This is a genomic window from Curvibacter sp. Hmag1.1 (assembly GCF_059769165.1).
Genome location: NZ_JBMBGX010000002.1, coordinates 1868018 through 1885014, shown reverse-complemented (window position 1 = coordinate 1885014; position 16997 = coordinate 1868018). Strand labels below are relative to the sequence as shown.

Annotated in this window: 13 protein-coding genes; 7 read left to right on the top strand and 6 right to left on the bottom strand. The window is 62.5% G+C overall.

The window, feature by feature from the left end; translation table 11 throughout:
* Window positions 1–80: 80 nt before the first annotated feature.
* Window positions 81–1112 carry a LacI family DNA-binding transcriptional regulator gene (locus ACOAP0_RS09505; protein ID WP_087495599.1) on the top strand — a complete coding sequence of 344 codons (1032 nt, stop codon included), beginning with the start codon at window positions 81–83 and terminating at the stop codon, window positions 1110–1112.
* A gap of 65 nt (window positions 1113–1177) precedes the next feature.
* On the opposite strand, the gene ACOAP0_RS09500 is transcribed toward ACOAP0_RS09505, so the two are convergent.
* A complete protein-coding gene (locus ACOAP0_RS09500) occupies window positions 1178–2509 on the bottom strand; it encodes a GH1 family beta-glucosidase (RefSeq protein ID WP_498391392.1) in 1332 nt (443 codons plus the stop codon).
* Between the two features lie 121 nt (window positions 2510–2630).
* Here ACOAP0_RS09500 and ACOAP0_RS09495 point away from each other — a divergent pair, with 121 nt between their 5' ends.
* The 3 genes from ACOAP0_RS09495 to ACOAP0_RS09485 all read left to right on the top strand — a co-directional run bounded on the left by ACOAP0_RS09495 (window position 2631) and on the right by ACOAP0_RS09485 (window position 7227).
* Window positions 2631–3914 (top strand): CaiB/BaiF CoA transferase family protein, encoded by a 1284-nt coding sequence (locus ACOAP0_RS09495; protein ID WP_498376181.1) that lies wholly within the window; start codon window positions 2631–2633, stop codon window positions 3912–3914.
* A gap of 61 nt (window positions 3915–3975) precedes the next feature.
* Window positions 3976–4830, top strand: a complete 855-nt coding sequence (locus ACOAP0_RS09490) for a phosphate/phosphite/phosphonate ABC transporter substrate-binding protein (protein WP_498376180.1) — start codon at window positions 3976–3978, stop codon at window positions 4828–4830.
* 39 nt (window positions 4831–4869) lie between these two features.
* Entirely contained in the window at window positions 4870–7227 is a 2358-nt protein-coding gene (locus ACOAP0_RS09485; protein ID WP_498376179.1) for a hybrid sensor histidine kinase/response regulator, read from the top strand.
* Here the strand turns inward: ACOAP0_RS09485 and ACOAP0_RS09480 are convergent.
* Both ACOAP0_RS09480 and ACOAP0_RS09475 read right to left on the bottom strand, forming a co-directional pair.
* Window positions 7224–9188, bottom strand: coding sequence for an ATP-binding cassette domain-containing protein (locus tag ACOAP0_RS09480; protein WP_087495594.1), 1965 nt, complete (start codon window positions 9186–9188; stop codon window positions 7224–7226). The genes ACOAP0_RS09485 and ACOAP0_RS09480 overlap by 4 nt on opposite strands.
* A 70-nt stretch (window positions 9189–9258) precedes the next feature.
* On the bottom strand, window positions 9259–10434 hold the full coding sequence (locus tag ACOAP0_RS09475; protein ID WP_498376177.1) for a GGDEF domain-containing protein: 1176 nt from the start codon (window positions 10432–10434) through the stop codon (window positions 9259–9261).
* Window positions 10435–10546: 112 nt separating this feature from the next.
* On the opposite strand from ACOAP0_RS09475, the gene ACOAP0_RS09470 reads away from it, so the two are divergent.
* Window positions 10547–11413 carry a pirin family protein gene (locus tag ACOAP0_RS09470; RefSeq protein WP_498376176.1) on the top strand — a complete coding sequence of 289 codons (867 nt, stop codon included), beginning with the start codon at window positions 10547–10549 and terminating at the stop codon, window positions 11411–11413.
* Here the strand turns inward: ACOAP0_RS09470 and ACOAP0_RS09465 are convergent.
* Complete coding sequence (locus ACOAP0_RS09465) at window positions 11385–12434, bottom strand: LLM class flavin-dependent oxidoreductase (protein ID WP_498376175.1); 1050 nt, start codon at window positions 12432–12434, stop codon at window positions 11385–11387. The genes ACOAP0_RS09470 and ACOAP0_RS09465 overlap by 29 nt on opposite strands.
* 168 nt (window positions 12435–12602) lie before the next feature.
* Here ACOAP0_RS09465 and ACOAP0_RS09460 point away from each other — a divergent pair, with 168 nt between their 5' ends.
* Window positions 12603–12773 (top strand): hypothetical protein, encoded by a 171-nt coding sequence (locus ACOAP0_RS09460; RefSeq protein WP_157673156.1) that lies wholly within the window; start codon window positions 12603–12605, stop codon window positions 12771–12773.
* A gap of 123 nt (window positions 12774–12896) precedes the next feature.
* Here ACOAP0_RS09460 and ACOAP0_RS09455 read toward each other — a convergent pair whose 3' ends face one another.
* Both ACOAP0_RS09455 and aptA read right to left on the bottom strand, forming a co-directional pair.
* Window positions 12897–14402: a CoA-acylating methylmalonate-semialdehyde dehydrogenase gene (locus ACOAP0_RS09455; protein ID WP_498376174.1), complete on the bottom strand. Its 1506-nt coding sequence runs from the start codon at window positions 14400–14402 to the stop codon at window positions 12897–12899.
* An 87-nt stretch (window positions 14403–14489) separates the two neighbouring features.
* The gene (aptA, locus tag ACOAP0_RS09450) at window positions 14490–15800 is read right to left on the bottom strand and encodes an omega-aminotransferase AptA (protein ID WP_498377767.1); all 1311 of its coding nucleotides are present in this window, start codon (window positions 15798–15800) and stop codon (window positions 14490–14492) included.
* Window positions 15801–15973: 173 nt separating this feature from the next.
* On the opposite strand from aptA, the gene ACOAP0_RS09445 reads away from it, so the two are divergent.
* Window positions 15974–16912, top strand: a complete 939-nt coding sequence (locus ACOAP0_RS09445) for a LysR family transcriptional regulator (RefSeq protein WP_498376172.1) — start codon at window positions 15974–15976, stop codon at window positions 16910–16912.
* Window positions 16913–16997 lie beyond the last annotated feature (85 nt).

The window sequence follows — 16997 nt, the reverse complement described above, 5'->3', positions numbered from 1 at the left end:
CCGCTAGCGGCCCGTGTCAGTGCGGCCGCGGTGGGCATCGCATAAACTCCGGCGGGTCTGAACCACCTGCCTGAACCCGCATGACCACCACCTTCGCCTCCCCCTCCAACAGCGAACCTGTAACGCTGCTGGACGTGGCCCGCGTGGCGGGGGTTTCCCCAAGCACTGTCTCCCGCATCCTGAACGGCACAGCCCGTGTAGCCCCGGCCAAACGCGAAGCGGTAGAAGCGGCGATCGCCCAGCTCAAGTTCCGCCCCAACATCTTTGCCCGCAGCCTGAAGACCGGCATCACCATGACGGTGGGGGTGCTCACCCAGTCCATTGAAAGCCAGTTCTATTCGCGTGCGCTCAAGGGCATCGAGGTGGGGCTGGAGGCCAGCGGCCACTCTCCCATCATCGTGAGCGGTCACTGGAATGCCCAGACCGACGTGGCCAGCCTGAAGCTGCTGACCTCGCGCCGCGTCGATGGCGTCATCATCCTGACCAGTGACATTGCCGACGAGGACGTGCTGGACGTGGCCAAGCAACAGCCGGTGGTGATTACTGAGCGCGATCTGGAAGGGCCCAACCTGCGCTCCATCCATGTGGACCAGAAGTTCGGTGGCTATCTGGCCACCCGCCATTTGCTGGCCTTGGGGCACACCCGCATTGCCCACATTGCCGGTGTCGAGAATCGCGCCGATGCGCAAGGCCGCTACCTGGGTTATCTGGAGGCCCATGCGGAGGCCGGCGTGGAGCCGGACCCGCGCCTGCTGGTGCGCGGCAACTTTACGGACAAAGGCGGCCATGCCGCAGTGCAGCGTTTGATCGAGAGCGGGGTTTCATTCACCGCCATCTTTTGCGCCAATGACGACACCGCACTGGGCGCGCGGCTTGCTCTCTACCAGCGGGGCCTGCGGGTGCCGGAAGACGTGTCACTCGTCGGCTTTGACGACATGCCCACCTCCAGCTTCATGACCCCGCCGCTCACCAGCGTGCGCCAGCCGGTGTACGAGGTGGGCCTCTATGCGGCCCGCATGCTGCTGGACATGATGGGCTACCCCGCAGAAGCGGTGCAGTTGCCCCCGCTGGAGCTCATGGTGCGCGAGACCACCCGGAAGTGGCAGGCTTGAGGCAGGCCTGAGTCAGTAGGTCCCCAACGGCAGACGGAAAAAAAGGCCCGAGGGCCTTTTTTTGTTTAGCGCTTGCGCTGCCTGGCGATGAACGCCCGGTAGCGCAGGGCACTGTCCTTCAGGGTTCGCTGCTGGGTGGCATAGTCCACATGCACCAGTCCGAAACGTTTGTCGTATCCGCAGGCCCACTCAAAGTTGTCCATCAGGCTCCAGTAAAAGAAGCCACGCACATCCACACCCGCGTCCATGGCCTCGAGCAGCGCCTTCAAGTGGGTCTGCATATAGGCTTGGCGGCCCGGGTCGTTCACGCGGCCATCGACCACCTTGTCGGCCTCCGCAAATCCGTTTTCCGTGATGTAAATGGGAGGCAGGGTGTAGTCGCGGTGAATGCCTTGCAGCAGGTCCGAGAGGCCCTGCGCGTAGTTTTCCCAGCCCATGTCGGACACGCCATCCTTGTTTGGCGCGGGCACCGGTGGTGTGCTGGTGCTGGCCCAGATGCGGGTGTAGTAATTGATACCCAGAAAATCCAAGGGCTGGGCAATGATGTCGAAGTCACCGTCCTCGATGTTGTCGGGTTGCGCCAGCTCAGGGCCTTGGGGGTAAGCCTTGTTGAAGATGGGGTCCATGTACCACCGCACAAAGCGGTCGTACTCGCGCTGGGCGCGGGCCTGGTCTGCCGGGCTGTCGGTGGCCGCCGTGGTGGGCGACTGGTTCAGCACAATCCCCAACGGCGCTTTCACGCCTACAGCGCGCATGGCCTGCAGAGCAAGCCCGTGCGAGAGCAGCAGGTTGTGCGAGACGCGCAGCATGGCCGGCACATCTTTCTTACCAGGGGCAAACACGCCTTGGTCGTAACCCAGGGTGGCGGTGCACCAGGGTTCGTTGTGGGTGGCAATGCTGGCTACGCGGTCGCCCAGGAGTTTGCCCATGCGCTGGGCGTAGTCGGCAAAACGGTAGGCGGTGTCGCGGGCTTCCCAGCCCTGTTGCAAGTCCTGCAAGCCTTGGGGCAGGTCCCAGTGGTAGAGGGTGGCAAACGGGGCGATGCCGCGCTTCAACAAGCCGTCTACCAGGCGCTCATAGAAGTCCAGTCCTTTTTCGTTCCAGGCGCCATAGCCCAGAGGCTGCACGCGGGACCAGGCGATCGAGAAGCGGTAGCTGTCCACGCCCAGGCTTTGGATCATGTCGAGGTCGGACTCGAGGCGGTTGTAGTGGTCGCAGGCCACATCACCGGTATCACCGTTCACCACCTTGCCGGGTGTTTTGGAAAAGGTGTCCCAGATGGAGGGTGCGCGCCCGTCCTGGGCGGCAGCGCCCTCAATCTGGTAAGAGCTGGTGGCGACGCCCCAGCGGAAATCGGAAGGAAAAGGGGGCAGGGGGAATGTCTCGGGAGCGGTCACGGGGTGTCCTTGCATTATTCTCATTTGAAATCGTTTTCAGGTGCGAATTTTACGGGTGAAATCGACCCTGTCAAACCGGCCGCACAGGCTACCATGGGCCATTCCATGCACTGAAGCCGGTATGACCCTTCCCAACACTCCCCAAGGCGCACTTTCCCACCTCAAAGTTCTGGACCTCTCCCGGGTGCTGGCGGGCCCTTGGTGCACCCAGATGCTGGCCGATATGGGGGCGGATGTCGTCAAGGTGGAGCGACCTGTCGCCGGCGACGACACCCGCCATTGGGGCCCGCCCTTCATGCCGGGGGCGGATGGCAGGCCCACGCAAGATGCAACCTACTTCACCGCCTGCAACCGGAACAAGCGCTCCATCACCATCGACATGGCGAAGGAAGAGGGACAGGCGTTAATCCGTCAGATGGCAGTCCGGAGCGACATCCTGGTGGAAAACTTCAAGGTGGGTGGCCTCGCCCACTACGGCTTGGATTACGCCAGCCTCAAGGCTCTGAACCCCCGCTTGATTTACTGCTCCATCACCGGTTTCGGTCAGACCGGGCCCTACGCCGAACGGGCGGGTTACGACCTGATGATCCAGGCCATGAGCGGCATGATGAGCATCACCGGCAGGGCCGATGGTGAGCCCGGTGGCGGCCCACAGCGTGCGGGCGTGGCCATTACCGATGTGTTTACCGGCATCTATGCCACCAGCGCCATCCTCGCGGCAGTGGAAATGCGCCACCGCACCGGCGAAGGCCAGCACATCGACATGGCGCTGCTGGATGTGGGCATGGCTATTCTCGCCAACCAGGCAGCCGGTTTCATCAACACCGGTGCCGAGCCCCAGCGCATGGGCAACGCCCACCCCAGCCTGGTGCCTTATCAGGACTTCCCCACGCTGGACGGAGCCATGCTGCTGGCCATTGGCAACGATGGCCAGTTTGCCCGCTTCTGCCAGGCCGCTGGCCGCCCCGAGTGGGCGCAGGATCCGCGTTTCACCACCAACACCCGCCGGGTTGAAAACCGCTCCACGCTGATCCCGCTGATGATGGAGGTCACCCGCACCCGCAGCACCGATGCGTGGATTGCCTTGCTGGAAGACAAGGCCGTACCTTGCGGGCCCATCAACACGCTCGCACGCGCCTTTGCGGACCCCCAAGTACAAGCCCGGAGTTTGGTGCAAAATCAACCCGTGGCGCGCGTGGAATATGCGCGAGCAGCTCCTGAAACCATAGCAAATGCAAGTTACGAAAGCATCCGTACCGTTGCCAGTCCGATCCGCCTGTCGGCGGCCCCCGTGCAGTTGCGCTACCCGCCGCCCGCTTTGGGCGAACACACGCAGGTGGTGCTGACAGAGCTGGGGCTTGATGCAGGTCAAATACAAGACCTGCAGGCCCGTGGCATCGTGTAGCCTGCGCGCCGGTTACAGTGGCGCGGTGAAACTGCCGATAACAACACGTCGTGGAGTAACAATGCAACATCGTCGCCAATGGCTGTCTTTCGCAGCCGCCACCCTGGCTCTAGCAGCCGCAACCCCCTCACTCGCGCAGGAAGCTCCGGTCTACCGCTTTTCCCCGGTGAACCAGTACGGCCTGGAGCTCACCGCCCGCTACTGGAACCCCATCATTGAATACATCACTGCCAAGAGCGGCGTGAAACTGCAGCTCAAAATCGGCCGCACTTCGGCGGACACCACGGCCTATGTGCTTGCCAATGAAGTGGAGTTTGTGTTTTCCAACCACCTGTTCAGCCCCGACCGCGACCACCTTGGCTGGAAGGTTTTCGGCCGCCGGCAAACGCCGCCCATCCACAGCCAGATCGTGGTTCTGGCGGATTCGCCTTATCAGAAGCTGGAGCAACTCGCCAACCAATCGGTGGCCTTCCCCGGCCCGGAGGCCTTGGTAGCCTACAAGTTCAGTTACGCCCAACTGCTGAACCGCAACATTCCGGTCGAGGTGGTGTTCGGCGGCAACATGGACGGGGCCTTTGCGCAGTTGGCCAGTGGCCGTGTCAAAGCGGTAGGCGCCAACTCCCAGCTGACCGAAGGTTGGGTCAAGCGGGAGGGCAAGAAGATACGTGTGCTCTGGCAGTCTGATCCCTTGTATGACCTGGCCCTCATGGCCTCCAAGAATGTGCCCGAGAAAGACCTGAAGGCGGTGGCCAAGGCCTTTGCCGACATGGGCAAAGACGTGCAGGGTGTGAAGATCCTTGCGGCCTCGGGCAATCTGGTCGGTCTGTTGCCCGATGCCAGCTTTGTGGCGTCTAATGGCAGCGAATACGTCAGTTATCGCAACTTCTACAAAACGGCTCCTCCCAACCTGCGCTGATCGTCCCCTTCAGGGCCTCCAGAAAACTGCTTCTCACCCATGCCTGCACGACTTCTGGACCGCATCACCCCCGCCACCCTGACCAATCGCGTCTTCGCGATTTACACCGCCACCCTTCTGCTGTTCGTGGCGGGCGGATTGGCGGCTTTTATCAGCTACGAGTTCCGCAAGCAGATCGAGGAAACGCAAGCTTCTTCCGTCATGCTGATCGAAGTAGTGGCGCAGTCTGTGCAAGACAGTGTGGTGATCGGCGATTACGACACCGTCAAACGCATTCTCGAAAAAGGCGTGCAGGGTTCCGCCTTTGCCAGCGCCATGTTCAAGGACACCAGCGGCGCTATTGTTTTGGCCAAAAGCAAGGCCCCAGCCGACGGACACCCCCCGAAATTCATCTCCAACTGGGTGAAGTTGCGCCTGGACGATGTGAACCGGCCTGTCTCCGTCGGCGGTAAAGACTACGGCTTGCTCCGCCTAGAGTTCGACGCCGATCTCGTGGCTGAAGATTTGTGGTCTATCAGCGTGCTGGTGCTGGGTGTGGGGCTGGCCAGCCTGGTCGTAGGCCTGCTACTGATCCGCTGGGCATTGAACCATTGGCTGGGAGGGCTCCAGAAACTGCGTGAAGTCGTACAGACTTTGGGCACCGGAAGTGGTGAAACCGAGAAGCTCGTGATCGAGGGGGCCCCTGCCGAAATCCAGAGTCTGGTGGCCATGTTCAACCAGACCGCCGTGCTGGTGCGCGAGCGTGAGGGCAGCCGCGCAGCGCTGGAGCAAGCCAAACTGGCTGCTGAAAAAGCCCGCCACACGGCGGAGCAGGCGAGCCTGGCCAAGAGCCAGTTTCTGGCCAACATGAGCCACGAATTGCGCACGCCCATGAACGCTATTCTGGGCATGCTGCAGTTGCTGGAAGGCACCGAGCTCACCGACAAACAGCGTAGCTACACCCACAACACCGCCAGCGCCGCCCGATCCCTGCTGAGCCTGCTCAACGACATTCTGGATTTCTCCAAGGTCGAGGCCGGCAAGATGACACTGGACCCGCGCCCCTTCCGCACTGACCAGCTGCTACGCGACCTGTCCGTCATTCTTTCTGCGAATGTGGGCGCCAAGACCATTGAGGTCTTGTTTGATGTGGGTACTGACGTGCCCAATGCCCTGGTGGGCGACGACATGCGCTTGCAGCAAGTGCTGATCAACCTCGGTGGTAATGCCGTCAAGTTCACTGAACGGGGTGAGGTGGTGATCCGCCTGCGCCTCAAAGCTACCAATGGTGCCAAAGCGTTTGTGGAGTTCGCCGTATCTGACACGGGCATCGGCATCGCGAGCGAAAACCAGGCCCACATCTTCAGCGGCTTCTCCCAGGCTGAAGCATCCACGACCCGCCGCTTCGGTGGCACCGGCCTGGGGCTGGCGATCTGCCAGCGCCTGGTGGGCTTGATGGGCGGCACCCTCGAAGTGGACAGCGTGCCGGGCGAGGGCAGCAACTTTCACTTTACCGTTCCCCTGCAGATCGCTCCGTCTGCAGCTGTAGGGCCGGCAGCGATGGTGCAGCGCCACCCCTTGGCAGCCCAGAAGGCGCTGGTGGTGGACGACAACCCGGTCGCCCGCGCGCTTTTGGCCACCATGACCCGCTCGCTGGGCTGGGACGTGGATGTGGCAGAGGGCGGCCCGCAAGCGCTGGAGCGTGTGCAGGCTGCACAGAGCGGCGGCAAGCCTTACCAGGTGATTTTCATGGACTGGCGCATGCCCGATTGGGACGGTTGGGAGACCACCCGTCGCATCCGTGCCGCGATGCCGGGGGGCGACACGCTGATCCTGATGGTGAGCGCCAACGGCCGCGCCATGATGGCAGAGCGCACTGCGGACGAGCAGGCTTTGCTGAATGGCTTTCTGGTCAAGCCGGTGACGGCCTCCATGCTGCTGGACGCGGTCATGGATGCGCAGGCGGCGAGCGCCAAGGCCGCCACCGGCGTCAACCCTGCCGCCCCGCAAGCGGTCAACAAACCCAAGCGTCTGGACGGCATGCGCTTGTTGGTGGTGGAAGACAACAAGATCAACCAGCTGGTGGCCAAGGGCCTGCTCAAGCAGGAAGGCGCCGAGGTCACTCTGGCCGACAACGGGCAGCTCGCTGTGGAACTGCTCACCGCCCAACCCGACGCCTTTGAGGCCGTGTTGATGGATGTGCAAATGCCGGTGATGGATGGCTACGAAGCTACCCGTGCCCTGCGCACCATGCCCGTGTTTGCTAACCTGCCCGTGATCGCCATGACGGCCAATGCCATGGCCTCAGACCGAGAGGCCTGCCTGGCCGCCGGCATGAACGACCACGTGGGCAAACCCTTCGAGATTGACCACCTGGTGCGCACCCTGCTGCACTTCACCGGGCGGCCCGCGCTTTAAGCCGGCTTGCCCAGTTCTTCCCAGCGCTCCAGCGCCGCCATCAACGCTTCGTCGATCTCTGCATTGCGCGCGCTCAAGGCGAGTGCGCGGGCGTTGTCTTTGGCGAATAGGCTGCCGTCGGCCAGCGCATCGGCAATGTCTTTTTGCTCGGCTTCCAGGGCCGCGATAGCGGCAGGCAGTCCATCGAGCTCGCGCTGCTCCTTGAAGCTCAGCTTGCGGGCCTTGGCAGGTGCCGGGGCTGCAGGCGCAGTGGCGCTGACCTTGGCAGTGGCCTGCTCCTGTTTTTGTAGCTGCTCGCGCTCGTAGTTGAAGGGCTTGGCCGTGGTTTTCCCTTGCGCGGCAGCAATGTCGTTGGCGCGCTTGGTCTGTATCAGCCAATCGCTCACGCCGCCTTCGTACTCGCGCCACTTGGCATCACCTTCGTAGGCAATAGTGCTCGTGACCACGTTGTCCAGAAAGGTCCGGTCATGGCTGACGAGGAACACGGTGCCGTCGTAGCTTTGCAGCAGGTCTTCCAGCAGCTCCAGGGTGTCGATGTCCAGGTCGTTGGTGGGTTCGTCCAGCACCAGCACGTTGGCCGGGCGGGCAAACAGGCGCGCCAGCAGCAAGCGGTTGCGCTCGCCACCCGACAAGGACCGCACCGGTGAGGTGGCGCGGGCCGGTGAGAACAAAAAGTCGCCCAGGTAGCTCTTGACGTGCTTGCGCTGGTTACCGATCTCGATCCACTCCGAGCCGGGGCTGATGAAGTCTTCCAGCGTCGCATCCAGGTCCAGTGCATTGCGCATCTGGTCGAAGTAGGCCACCGTGACGTTGGCACCCAGGCGCACCGTGCCCCACGGGCTGTGGCCGGGTTCAGGCTTGGGCGCATTGGCCGGTGCCGGGTCGGGTTGGTGCTCGCCCAATATGAGCTTCAGCAAGGTGGTCTTGCCCGCGCCGTTCGGACCCAGCAGGCCGATCTTGTCGCCGCGCAGAATGGTGGCGGTGAAGTCCTTCACGATCATGCGGTCGCCGAAGGTCTTGCTCACATGCACCATCTCGGACACCAGCTTGCCGCTTTTGTCGCCGCTGTTGACGTCCATGTTCACGCTGCCCACTACTTCGCGGCGGGCTTCACGGGTGGCGCGCAGCTCTTGCAGGCGGTTGATGCGGGCGGTGGCACGGGTGCGGCGCGCTTCCACGCCCTTGCGGATCCAAACCTCTTCCTGGGCCAGCAGCTTGTCGGCCTTGGCGTTGATGACCGCCTCTTGCGCGAGTTGCTCTTCCTTTTGGGTCAGGTAGGCGGCGAAGTTGCCGGGGTAGCTCATCAGCTTGCCGCGGTCCAGCTCGACGATGCGGGTGGCCACGTTGTCCAGGAAAGAGCGGTCGTGGGTGATGGTGATGATGGAGCCCTTGAATTCCTTGAGCAGGCCTTCCAGCCATTCAATCGAGTCCAGGTCCAGGTGGTTGGTAGGTTCGTCCAGCAACAGCACATCAGGCTGGGCGACCAGCGCCTGGGCCAGGGCCACGCGCTTTTTGGTACCGCCGGAGAGTGAGTTGACGATAGCCTCGGGGTTCAGGTGCAGGCGTTGCAGGGTCTCGTTGACCCGCTGCTCCCAGTTCCAGCCGTCCAGCGTTTCGATCTCGCTTTGCATGGCGTCCAGATCGCCTTCGCCCGCGCAATATTGCTCAATCAGGCCGATAACGCGCTCCAGACCTGCGCGAACAGCTACGAAAATCGTAGCGTCTGCATCGAGTTGCGGCTCTTGTGCCACATAGGAAATGCGGGTGCCGGTCTGTACTTGCAGGGTACCGTCGTCAGGTTTCTCCATACCGCCCAGAATTTTGAGCATGGAAGACTTGCCGGCGCCGTTGCGGCCGATGAGGCCGACGCGCTCCTGCGTTTCGAGGGAGAAATCAGCGTGGTCGAGGAGAGGGACGTGCCCGAATGCCAGCTGGGCGTCAAGAAGAGTAATAAGTGCCATGTGGGCCCGATTATCCCAGCATGGATGTGACAAGCGCCTTGAGGACTCCGATGGCGCTGGCGCGCCGGGGTCAAATCACCCGGTTGCGACCCCGCTGCTTGGCGAGGTAGAGCGCCTTGTCGGCCTCGGTGTAGAGGCTGTCGAACTCCCGACTTTCTTCGGCGGTGGTGCCCGAGAGGCCGATGCTGGCGGTCACTGCGATGCGCTTGCCTTCCCAGCGAATGTCGCTGACTTCCAGCCGCTGTCGGATTTTTTCAGCGATTTTGCGGCTGGCCTCCGCGGTGGTGTGGGGCAGCAGGACGATAAATTCTTCGCCACCCAGGCGGCCCACCAGGTCGGTGCTGCGCACCGAGTTCACCATGGTCTGCGCCACATGCCGCAGTACAACGTCACCTGCAGGATGGCCCCAGGTGTCATTGATGCGCTTGAAATGGTCCAGGTCCAGCAGAAGGATGGTGGTGGCGCTGCCTTGCCGTTTGGCGCGTTTAAGCTCGTTGGTGCTGAGCTCCACAAACGTGTTGCGGTTGAACAGCCCGGTCAGGCCGTCCTGGCGGGTGAGCCGCTCCAGCTCGCGCTGTTTGAGCTGCAATTCGGTGTGGGCCTTCTCTAACTGATGCTTTTGTACCGCAATAGTGGTGAATTTGCGCCACATCAGCACCGACAGGCAGAACCCGATCACGCACACAGCCAAGCCATTGATGCGGTTGGACAGCAGCATCTCCGGGTTGTGCTGCGTCATGCCGATCAGGGTACTGAACAGCACAAAGGCCACACCAAACAAGGCGGCTGCCACATGGGGGCGCAGGTAGATCGTGAGGCTGGTCACGATACAGGCGATGAAAAACGGGGTAATGGCCGGGGTAACCCATTGGTCGATGGCAGTGATCAGCATGGCAAAGACTATGCACACCGCCATGGCCAGAACCGGCAACCAGCGTCCCGACCAGGACCGGTGACGGTGCTCCAGCGGGCGACAGGCCCAGGCGCACAAGGCAAAGGCCGCCCCCATGCCGGTGTGGGTCAAAAGCTGCCAGAGTTTCCATCGGTAGGCAGGGTCGTCGTCCGGGGCGCTCAGGGCCATCCAGAGAAACAGCACCGCAAAAAAACCATTCAGTGCCGCTGCCAACGGGCTGAGCAATCGGGTGCGCTGCAAATTGCTGGCGTGTGCCTCATCGAGTACCAGTGCGTACTCGGAGTTCCAGCGCTCCATCGTGTGGCGCAATTCGCGGACGGTATAGGTGTTCATGCTCAGGCGAAGCACTGTAGCAGAGCAAGCGCTTATTGCAGCAAACCATTGCATGCTGGGGCAGAATGCCTGCAAACCCATGCGGCTTTAGTGCCTCAGCTCAAGGATGCTTATGTCGACTCCCATCATCCCCCGTGCCCACGATTTGGGTGGCGGCTTCACCGTTCGGCGTGTCTTGCCTTCGGTACAGCGCCAGGCCATTGGACCTTTTGTGTTTTTTGACCACTTCGGCCCGGTGACTGCCCACCCGAGAGACAACCATGACGTGCGCCCGCACCCCCATATCGGGCTGGCGACGGTGACCTATCTGTTTGAAGGCGCCATGATGCACCGCGACTCGACCGGGGTGGTGCAACGCATAGAGCCCGGCGCCATCAACTGGATGACCGCGGGCCGTGGCATCGTGCACTCCGAGCGCACCCCCGATGACCTGCGGGACGTGAGCCGCAATAGCCACGGCTTTCAGCTCTGGGCCGCGCTCCCGGCGGAGCACGAAGAAGATGCGCCCGCCTTTTCCCACACCCCTGCAAGCGCCATTCCGGTCGTGACCCTGCCGGGCGCCACCGTTCGCGTGCTGGTGGGCAGCGCGTTCGGGGTGAGTTCACCGGTTGCGACTCTTTCGCCTACTTTGTATCTGGCGATCGAGTTGGAGGCCGGTGCTTCGGTCACGGTGCCTGCCGCCGCCGTGGAGCGGGGTATTTACAGCGTGGACGTGGACGTGTCAGTAGACGGCGCATTGCTGCCTAGCGGGCAGATGCTGGTGTTGGAGGAAGGCTCGGAGCCGGTCATCTATGCTGCGCAAGCCACACGCCTGATGGTGCTGGGCGGTGCGCCACTGGGGCACCGCTTCATGGTCTGGAACTTCGTGTCCAGCCGCAAAGAACGCATTTTGCAGGCCCAGGACGATTGGGAGGCGCAGCGCTTCCCTACTGTGCCGGGCGAGACGGAGTTCATCCCATTGCCGGTGCGGCGTCCCTGACTTTCGCACTGTCTTCGGCAGCACGGCGCATGGCGTGCGCGGCAATGTCGAGTGAGCGCAGGCGCAAGGCGGGGTCATAGATGTCGCAGACCAGCATCAGCTCGTCGGCATGAGTGGCGTCTGCCATCGCCAGCAGGCCTTGCTCAACGGTGTCCGGTCCGCCGATCACGGATTCACCGAGAAAGTCCTGGATGGCGGCCCGCGCATCGGGCGGGCACTGTTGCAGGAATTGCGGCATGGGCGGAGGCAGGGCCCCGCGTTGCCCGGTCAGGATGCCCAACACTCGCTGGTAAATGCTGCTGGCGAGCAGCTCGGCCTCTTCGTCCGTTTCCGCCGCGACCAGCGGCACCCCCACCATCACATGTGGTTTGGCCAGTGAGGCTGACGGTTTGAACAGGCTGCGGTACATCGCAATCGCCTGGTGCAGATAGCGTGGTGCGAAGTGGGATGCGAACGCATAAGGCAGCCCCAAGTGGCCGGCCAGTTGGGCCGAATACAGGCTGGAGCCCAGCAGCCAGATGGGTACCTGCGTGCCCGCACCGGGCATGGCGACCAACCTTTGCCCCGGTTGCAGGGGCGCCAGAAGCGCTTGCAGCTCGGCCACGTCGCGCGGGAAATCGTCTTCGTGTTCGACTTTGTTGCGGCGCAGGGCGCGCATGGTGGCTTGGTCTGTACCGGGGGCCCGGCCCAGGCCGAGGTCGATGCGACCCGGGTACAGCTCCGCCAAGGTGCCAAACGCTTCAGCCACGACCAGCGGCGCATGGTTGGGCAGCATGATGCCGCCTGACCCGACCCGGATGCGATCGGTGCCGCCTGCAATATGGCCCACCAGTACAGCGGTGGCAGAACTGGCGATCCCCGGCATGTTGTGGTGCTCCGCCAGCCAGTAGCGCTCGAAACCCAGCGCCTCCGCATGCTGCGCTGTGCGCAAAGCGATTTGCAAGGCCTGCCCCACCGTGCCGCCTTCGCGGACGGCAACCAGATCAAGCATGGAGAGGCGGGGGAGGTGGTGTGTGGGCATGGGGAGATTGTCGCGAATGCGGTTTACCCCTGTCGGGGGTAGTTCGATTGCGGGTGCTGGCACAGAACTTTGTTACCAAAAGGCATTAGATTTAGTCCATATGGACTATTGGTGCAATGCAGCATAGGGTTAATACTAGGTCTGTCACACATTCAATTAGGGGGTTTTATGAAGCTCAAATCACTGATCCTCGTCGCAATCACCGCCGTTCCGACATGGGCGGTGCATGCTGCCGGGCCTGAATTGCTGGCTGCCACAGAAACCGACGGCAGCTCTGCCGCCTTGCTCTTGGTCGGCTTGGGCTTGATGGCCACCATTGCCCGCCGTCGCTTCAAGTAAAGCGCCACACGGCTCCTTGAGGAGCCTTCCAACAAAAAGGGCTTGTCTGGTGACAAGCCCTTTTTCGTTGATGCAGCAGTCGGAGAGACTGGGTGACAGACCAAGCCGCCACCCGTTGAAGTCTTAGCGGCTGCTCGGGAAGCTGAACACTGCCCCCTCACGCACGCCGGCACTCGGCCAGCGTTGGGTGATGGTCTTGCGCTTGGTATAGAAGCGCACCGCGTCCGGTCCGTAGGCGTGCAGGTCGCCGAACAGGCTGCGCTTCCAACCGCCGAAGGAGTGGTAGGCCACGGGCACGGGCAGCGGTACGTTCACACCCACCATGCCGACCAAGATGTTGTCGGTGAAGTAACGGGCCGCTTCGCCATCGCGGGTGAAGATGCAGGTGCCGTTGCCGTACTCGTGGGCATCGATCATGTCCATGGCCTCTTGCAAGGTTTTGACGCGCACCACACCCAGCACGGGGCCGAAGATTTCTTCCTGGTAAATCACCATGCCGGGTTTGACGTTGTCAAACAGGCAAGGGCCGAGGTAGTAGCCGTCTTCATGGCCGGCGACCTTCAGCCCGCGGCCGTCCACCACCAGGGTGGCGCCTTCCTTCACACCTTGTTCCACATAGCCCTTCACCTTTTCAAAGTGCGGCTTGGTCACCAGCGGGCCCATGTCCATGCCGGGGGCTGTGCCGGGGCCGACCTTCATCTTGGCGATCTCTGCTTTCAGTCCTGCAATCACCGCGTCGGCGGTTGCGTCACCCACCGCCACCACCAGCGGGATGGCCATGCAGCGCTCGCCGCAGGAGCCATAGGCCGCACCCATGAGCGCACTCACGGCGTTGGCGACGTCGGCATCGGGCATGACCACTGCGTGGTTCTTCGCGCCGCCTAGGGCCTGCACGCGCTTGCCGTGCTTGCAGCCTTCGGCGTAGATGTATTCGGCAATCGGGGTGGAGCCCACAAAGCTCACCGCCTTCACGCGCGGGTCGCGCAAGAGCGTGTCCACGGCTTCTTTGTCGCCGTTGACCACGTTAAGCACGCCGGGTGGCAGGCCGGCTTCCAGCGCCAGCTCGGCCACACGCAGGGTGGAGCTGGGGTCGCGCTCGGAGGGCTTGAGCACAAAGGTGTTGCCGCAGGCGACCGCCATAGGCCACATCCACAAAGGCACCATGGCCGGAAAGTTAAAGGGCGTGATGCCAGCAGTGACGCCCAGCGCCTGGAACTCGGACCAGCTGTCGATAGCGGGCCCCACGTTTTTGCTGTGCTCGCCTTTGAGCAGCTCGGGCGCGTAAGACGCGTATTCCACGTTTTCAATGCCGCGCTGCAGTTCGCCCAAGGCGTCGGAAAGCACCTTGCCATGTTCGGCGGTGATGAGGGCGCAGAGTTCTTCAGCGTGCTTTTCCAGCAAGACTTTCAGGTTGCTCATCACGCGGGCGCGCTTGAGCGGGGGCGTGTTGCGCCAGCCGGGGAATGCGGCTTGCGCGTTGGCAATGGCTTCTTCTACCGTGGCTTTGGGGGCCAGCAGCACCCGCTTCTCGGCTTTGCCGGTGGCGGGGTTGAAGACGTCTTGCGCGCGATCGCCAGTGGTGATGATCTTGCCGCCGATGAGGTGGCCGACTGTGGGGAGTTGGGACATGGAAGGATTTAAGAGTCAAAAGGGCTGCTGGCGCACGACAAATGTGCGCGAGCAGCTATAAAAAGAATAGCGAGTGGGTGTTTCGCTTCAGGCGGTTGCGTTGATGGCTTCGCCCAAGGCGTTGACCAAGCTGTCGATTTCGGCCTCGGTGGTGATGAAGGGGGGAGCTAGCGCAATGCAGTCACCGGCGTAGCGCACATAGAAGCCCTTGTCCAGGCAGCGCATGGCCACCTCGTAAGGGCGCTTGGCGGGCTCGCCCGGCACGGCAGCCAGGGTGAAGCCGGCCGACAGACCGAGGTTGCGGATGTCGGTGATGTGCTTGGCTCCGCGCAGGCTGTGCACCGCTTTCTCGAAGTAAGGCGCTAGAGCCGCAACGCGCTCCACCATGTTTTCCTTGACCAGAATGTCCAGCGCCGCAATGCCGGCGGCGCAGGCCACGGGGTGGGCGGAGTAGGTGTAGCCGTGGGGGAATTCCAGCATGTAGTCGGGGCCGCCGGCTGCCATGAAGGTGTCGTAAATCTCCTTCTTGGCCACCACCACGCCCAGAGGCTGGGCGCCATTGGTGATTTGCTTGGCGGCGTTCAGGATGTCCGGTACCACGCCGAAATAGCCTGCGCCGGTGTAAGCGCCCAGGCGGCCGAAACCGGTGATCACTTCATCAAAAATCAGCAGGATGTTGTTCTGGGTGCAGATCTCGCGCAGGCGCTGCAGGTAGCCCACGGGCGGCACCACCACACCGGCCGAGCCGGACATGGGCTCCACGATCACCGCGGCAATGTTGGACGCGTCGTGCAGTGCAATCAGGCGCAGCAGCTCGTCGGCCATATCGCCGCCTTTCTCAGGCAGACCTTTGCTGAACGCGTTGGAGGCCAGCTGGGTGTGTGCCAGATGATCGGCCTCAATGCCTTGGCCGAAGGTCTTGCGGTTGGCAGGCAGGCCGCCGACCGAAATGCCGCCGAAGTTCACGCCGTGGTAACCCTTCTCGCGGCCGATCAGGCGGGTTTTGGTGCCCATGCCCTTGGCGCGCCAGTAAGCGCGGGCCATTTTGAGTGCCGTATCGGCCGACTCGGAGCCGGAGCCGGTGTAGAACACGTGATCCAGGCCTTGGGGCATGAGCTCGACAATCTTGTTGGATAACTCAAACGACAGCGGGTGGCCGAACTGGAACGCGGGCGAAAAGTCCAGGGTGCCGATTTGTTTGCTCACCGCCTCGGTAATCTCGCGGCGGCCGTGGCCCAGGCCCGCGCACCAGAGGCCGGAGAGGCCGTCAAAAATCTTTTTGCCGTTGGAGTCGGTGAAGTAGGCGCCTTGGGCACTCACCATCATGCGCGGGTTGGCTTTGAAATCGCGGTTGCCGGTAAAGGCCATCCAGTGCGATTCCATCCATTCGCGGGACATGGGGAAGGTGGATGTGCTGGTTACTGCCTCGCCAGTGGCGGTGCTGCTGGTGTCATTGAGCTTCATGGGAACTCCAGTGGGTGGGGTTGGTAGGCCTTATGGGGCGATGGTGCATTGTGGGTGGCTCTGTTACTCTTATAAAGTCACAAATAGCACTATTTACTTCGCAAACTATGAAAGTAAATGCACCAACAAAAGCCAAAGCCGTTCTCGGCCAGATCAGCGATATGGATTTGCGCTTGCTGCGCGTCTTCAAGGCGGTGGTCGATTGCGGTGGCATGGCCGCGGCCGAGCTGGAGCTCAACATCGGCACGTCCACGGTGAGCCGCCACATCAAAGATCTGGAAACCCGCCTCGGCCTGACGCTGTGCCGGCGTGGCAGGGCCGGTTTTGCGCTCACCGCCGAGGGCGAAAAAATCTATGCCCAGACCACACAGTTGCTGGCTGCGACTGACGCGTTCCGCAGCAGCGTGGACGAAATCCACCAACGCATGGGCGGGCAACTGCAGGTGGCGGTGTTCGACAAAACCGCCAGCAACCCGGCGAGCCACATTGCCGAAGCCATCGCTCACTTTCATGCAGAAGCCCCCGACGTGGGGCTGAACCTGCATGTGGCCACCCTCACTGCCATCGAGCGCGGGGTGTTGGACGGGCAGTTCCATGTGGGCATCATCCCCGGTCATCGCGCGTCGGATGTGTTGGACTACACGGCGCTGTTTGACGAGCACATGCTGCTGTACTGCGGCACTCGCCATGCGCTGTGGAACGCGGATCAGAGCGCCCTGAACTGGGAGACTTTGCCCGGCCACGAGTTTGCGGGGCTGGGCTACCACTCGCCCAACATGGAGCTGAGCCAGCGCATGCGCCTGCCGCGCCGCGCCACGGGGTTTGACCAGGAGTCGATCGCGACGCTGATCCTCTCAGGCCAGTTTCTGGGGTTTTTGCCCGATCACTACGCCGAGAGCTTTGTACGCCGTGGGCTGATGCAAGCCGTGCGACCTGATCTGCTGAGCTATGCCTGCCAGTTCTTTGCCATCACGCGCAAGTCACCTCAGCCGAGCCGGGCGACGCTCGCGTTTCAGCGGTGTCTGATGGCAGCGCATGGGGGGTGAAAGAGGCGATTGAGTGCGCCCGCGTGAGGCGGGGGTATGCGCTTACGCTCGTGTCCCCCGGCCGCTGCGCGGCCTCCTCCTTGAC